This window comes from Pseudomonas sp. P5_A2_2 (genome assembly GCF_054177685.1).
In genome coordinates, this window is the sequence record NZ_JBGCUL010000358.1 from 1 (window position 1) to 4,403 (window position 4,403).

3 protein-coding genes and 1 pseudogene are annotated in these 4,403 nt (G+C 57.8%); 2 read left to right on the forward strand and 2 right to left on the reverse strand.

Translation table 11 applies throughout. The features are described from left to right. Together ACXRVY_RS18255 and ACXRVY_RS18260 are read right to left on the reverse strand one after the other, a co-directional pair. Positions 1 to 535: LysE family translocator (locus ACXRVY_RS18255; protein ID WP_458237920.1), on the reverse strand; the 535-nt coding region annotated here is incomplete at its 3' end. 273 nt (positions 536 to 808) lie between these two features. Beyond that, on the reverse strand, positions 809 to 1,723 hold the full coding sequence (locus ACXRVY_RS18260; RefSeq protein ID WP_458237921.1) for a LysR family transcriptional regulator: 915 nt from the start codon (positions 1,721 to 1,723) through the stop codon (positions 809 to 811). A 269-nt stretch (positions 1,724 to 1,992) separates the two neighbouring features. On the opposite strand from ACXRVY_RS18260, the gene ACXRVY_RS18265 reads away from it, so the two are divergent. Then, positions 1,993 to 3,015, forward strand: a complete 1,023-nt coding sequence (locus ACXRVY_RS18265) for a zinc-dependent alcohol dehydrogenase family protein (protein ID WP_458237922.1) — start codon at positions 1,993 to 1,995, stop codon at positions 3,013 to 3,015. A 562-nt stretch (positions 3,016 to 3,577) separates the two neighbouring features. Beyond that, positions 3,578 to 4,403: pseudogene (locus ACXRVY_RS18270) on the forward strand (hypothetical protein); the annotation flags it as partial.

Sequence of the window (4,403 nt, forward strand, 5' to 3'; positions counted from 1 at the left end):
GTGCAGTGGAGAAGATGATCGCATAGCTGCAGAAGATAGTGACGCTCAGTACGGCGCAGCCAGCCAGGATAATCACAATTGTTCCAGGCGTCGCGTGTGGCCCCAGCCCCAGGGTCATGGTTGCGATCCAACCCAGCAGCGCTTTCGGGTTTGTGAGGTGCATAAGCAGGCCGCGCCGGTAAAGGCCAAAGCCCGAAACCGTTGGTGCGCCAGCCAGTTCTTTTTGAAGGCGCTCGTCAGGGTTGAGGGCGGAGCGACCAGCTTTGATGGCGAGGAAAAGCAGGTAAATCCCTCCGACTATTTTGAGGGCGAAGAGCGCCTGCGCGTATTGGGCCAGAATGGCTGATACGCCCGTGGCGGCCATCGATCCCCAGAAAAAAGAACCACTGATTACACCTGCTGCCAGCACAAGCGCAGGTTTTCTGCCCTGGTGCATGGCTACGCCCATGATGCGCATGTTGCTGGGGCCAGGGCTTGCTGCTCCCACGATGTAGGCGGTGAATACAAGCAGGAGGTGGTGGAGATCAAACGACATTGGTAGCCCCTTGACGATACATGCCAGTCAGCAGATTAAGTGTTTGTAGCGTGCACGTCATTCCGTCAGTTGCCCAAATCTCAGCCACTCGCCGCTAGTGTATTCTTGGGGTCTCTATGTTGGGGGCAACTTTTTTAGTACACAGTGTTTGCCCCCAATAACGCCCCCAAAAGAGGCGCTGGGGTAGCCCGGGTCATTGATCGGAAGCAGTGGACTTTTGTATGGCGCTAAATCCAGCTTACGCACCTTGAATAATAAGGCGCCAGCCCCCTTTCAAAGACTCTCAGGGTCGCCAAAGAACATCTGAATCCGCGACCGCAGCCAGCGCTCTCCCGGATCGTTATCCTGCGACCCGCGCCAGGCCATATGCAGTTCAAAGCTGCGCACCGGCAACGGCGGGTCCTCTGCCCGTACACCGCCAGCCGCCGTCAGTGCATCGGCCGTGTAGTCCGGCACCGTAGCCACGATGTCGGTGCCCGCGAGCAGGGTGCTCAACCCGTTGAACTGCGGCACGGCGAGCACCACATGACGTTTGCGCCCGAGTTTTTCCAGTTCTTCATCGATAAAACCGCTGAGGTCGCCGGCGAACGACACCAGTGCATGGGGGCGAGCGCAGTAGTCATCCAGGCTCAACGGCCCCGGGACGGTGTCGGCACGCAACAGCTTCGGCTGGCTGCGGCGCAATACTTTGCGCTTGGCATTGGCCGGCAGGTCGGTGGTGTAGCTGACGCCGATGGAAATTTCCCCGGACGCCAGCATCCCCGGCATCAGGATGTAGTTGACCCTGCRCACCACCAGCACAATCCCCGGCGATTCGGCACGCAGGCGCTTGAGCAGCATGGGCAGCAAGGCGAACTCGACATCGTCCGAAAGGCCGATGCGGAACACGGCGGTACTTGTGGCAGGATCGAACTCGGCCGCACGGCTGACGGCCGTGGAAATCGAATCCAGTGCCGGCGACAGCAGGGCGAAAATTTCGATCGCCCGGGCGGACGGCTCCATGCTGCGGCCGGTACGCACAAACAAAGGATCATCGAACAAGCCGCGCAGGCGCGAGAGCGCCGCACTGATGGCCGGCTGGCCGAGGAACAGTTTTTCCGCAGCACGGGTCACGCTGCGTTCGTGCATCAATGTTTCGAAAACGATCAACAGGTTCAGGTCGACACGACGCAGGTCATTACGATTCATCTGGAGTCCTGGCAGAGTCAGCAAACTTGACGTGAGCGGCCATATGAGAACAATGGCCAGCAGGAATATTACGGGGAAAGGCTGGTACTCTGCACCGGGTAATTCAGATTTCCTGCAAAAGCGGCTCCAGTTTCCTACAACATTTCACGAAATTGCCGCCGCTGCGGAATCAATGACAGGCATGTCGACTATTAATAGCCACAGATAGTGTTGGGTTGAAAGCCCAGCTAGAGTTCAAGGCATTAGAGGTTCAATTGGCGAGGTTTGCGATGTCCCGCACGATCCGTTTTCACAAGTTTGGTCCAGCCGAGGTGCTCAAATGCGAAGAGCATGCGGCGGCTCTGCCTGCACCGGGCGAAGTGCAGGTGCGCGTCGAAGCGATCGGCATCAGTTGGTATGACATTCTTTGGCGCCAGAACCTGGCCTCGTCCCATGCTCGCCTGCCTTCAGGCCTTGGTCATGAAATGGCCGGTATCGTCACCGCCGTCGGCGATGGCGTGGAAGACCTGGCCATCGGTGACAAGGTTGCCAGTTTCCCGGCCGAAAGCCCGAACGATTACCCGGTCTACGGCGAGCTGATCGTTCTGCCGCGCTCGGCACTGACCCGCTACCCGGATGTGCTCAGCCCGATTGAAGCCAGCGTGCACTACACGCCGTTGTTGATTGCCTATTTCGCTTATGCGGATCTGGCACGGGTCAAACCCGGGCAGTTTGCCCTGGTGACCGACGCCAGTCATTGCGCCGGACCTTCGTTTGTACAACTGGGCAAGGCCTTGGGTGTTCGAGTGATCGCCGCGACCAAGTCAGCAGACGAGCGTGAGTATCTGCTGTCGCTGGGTGCCGAGAAAGTCATCGTCACCGAGGAAGAAGATCTGCTGGTACGAATCAACAAGATCACCGATAACCGCGGCGTGGATGTGGTATTCGATGGTTTGGGCGGCCCGCAGATGTCGTTGCTTGGCGATGTGTTGGCACCTCGCGGCAGCCTGGTGTTGTACGGCCTGCAAGGCGGCAACCAGACGCCTTTCCCGGCCAGCGCAGCGTTCCAGAAAAACATTCAGTTCTTCGTACACTGCATCGGCAACTTCACTGGCAAGCCGGAACTGGGCATCACCCAGGACCAGGTCGCACTGCAACGTGCCTTGCGCGACATCAATCAGATGACTGCCGACCGCGTTCTGCTGCCGCTCAAGACTCGGGTCTTCCCGTTTGCCGAGTTTGTCGAAGCGCACCGCTACATGGACGAATGCCCGTGTCGCGAAAGGGTGGCGCTGCAGGTCGAACCGGCATAACAATCGCCGTAATAGCCAATCCAAGAGTCCGTGCCCATGCGGACTCTTTCGTTTCAGTCCCCCCCTCCCCAAAAAGCCGTCGACCCGCAGGCCAGCCCAGCAACTGAACTGGTTTTTGCTCGTAATCTGTAGCTTCTAATCAGCCACTAAGCCCTGATAATTGAATGATTACTTTCATCTCAAGGAATGAGTCATGACTGGGTGTCAGGCTGAATCTTTTCAATGTGCGCCGTCGGTGCACATCTCCAAACTAGCGTGTTGTTGTGTAGTTGCCAAAAAGACAGCGACAACTTCCTTCTTTATTTCTTGTGTTAAGTGTCTGTGGGACATTGTCGGACGTTTCCTAGGACTGCGATTTAAATCGAGAAAACCCTTGCCGGCTGGGCACTACAGCTTCACCTGCGTCGTTAAACCGAGGGGGCGCTGCGAACGTTGCAAATGATCACCAGAAAATTCAAGTGCTAGCATTTGGCAATAAAGTCCATGACTCCATACGTGCAGACAGTCCAACGGGATTTGCTGTCTGCGCGATATTGAACTTACGAGTATCAGGTAAATAAAGATGACCAGCATCCATGACCAAGCGATGAACTATGTCTATCAACAAGTGCTGCAGCGATTGCTGGGGTTTTTCTCCCGTGCCGAACGCACCGCATTGCAATTGTTGATTCAGCGCCTGGCGGTAGCGGCGGGGGGCATGGAGCGCATTGGCGATTACAAGGTGTTGGCGATCCAGTCCGGGGCCCGTGACAACTGCTACACCCTGGCATTGTTGCGTGCCGCGCAGTTGATCATCGCCACGCGGGCGCCGGCGACATTCCAGTTGCGCATCGCCTCGTTGCGGTTGAACGGGGCAAGCTGCGCGGCCGTGGAGAACATGCACCGGACCAACAGCGCATTGTTTGTCTATGACGATCCCCGGGTCGAGGTGTTGATGGTCGATGATCGCGAAGTCTTGCCGTTCAACCACCTGGCGCCGATCTCCGACGCCGGTCGCGAGTCCAGCCGCCTGAACCTGTTGATGATCGGCCATCGCCGGGCGTGGCGCGGCGGGTTCGACCTGTGGGATGACGGTTATCTGGCCACGGGAGAGTTCTACGGACAAATCGCCCGCTGGGACGGTGGTGTAGACGCCTTGCTGATCGGTGATACGTTGCGTCAGCAAAAGCAGTTCATCGACGGTTTGAAACGTGCCGCCACCAAGGCAGGGCTCACGCCTTCATACGGGGGCGAGGCCGGTTTTTCGGGGTTGTTTGCACTGCTCGATGAACTGGGCAGCGACTGCTATCACGCGTTCTACGCCGATTACGGCCAGGCCCGATGGCGTCCACAAGAGCGCTTTGAGACCTGTCGTCGTACGGCCTGCATCGATATTCACGACCTGCTGG

Coding starts and splice junctions, on each gene's coding strand:
- ACXRVY_RS18265 (WP_458237922.1), top strand. CDS start 1,993: ATGTCCCGCACGATCCGTTTTCACAAGTTTGGTCCAGCCGAGGTGCTC.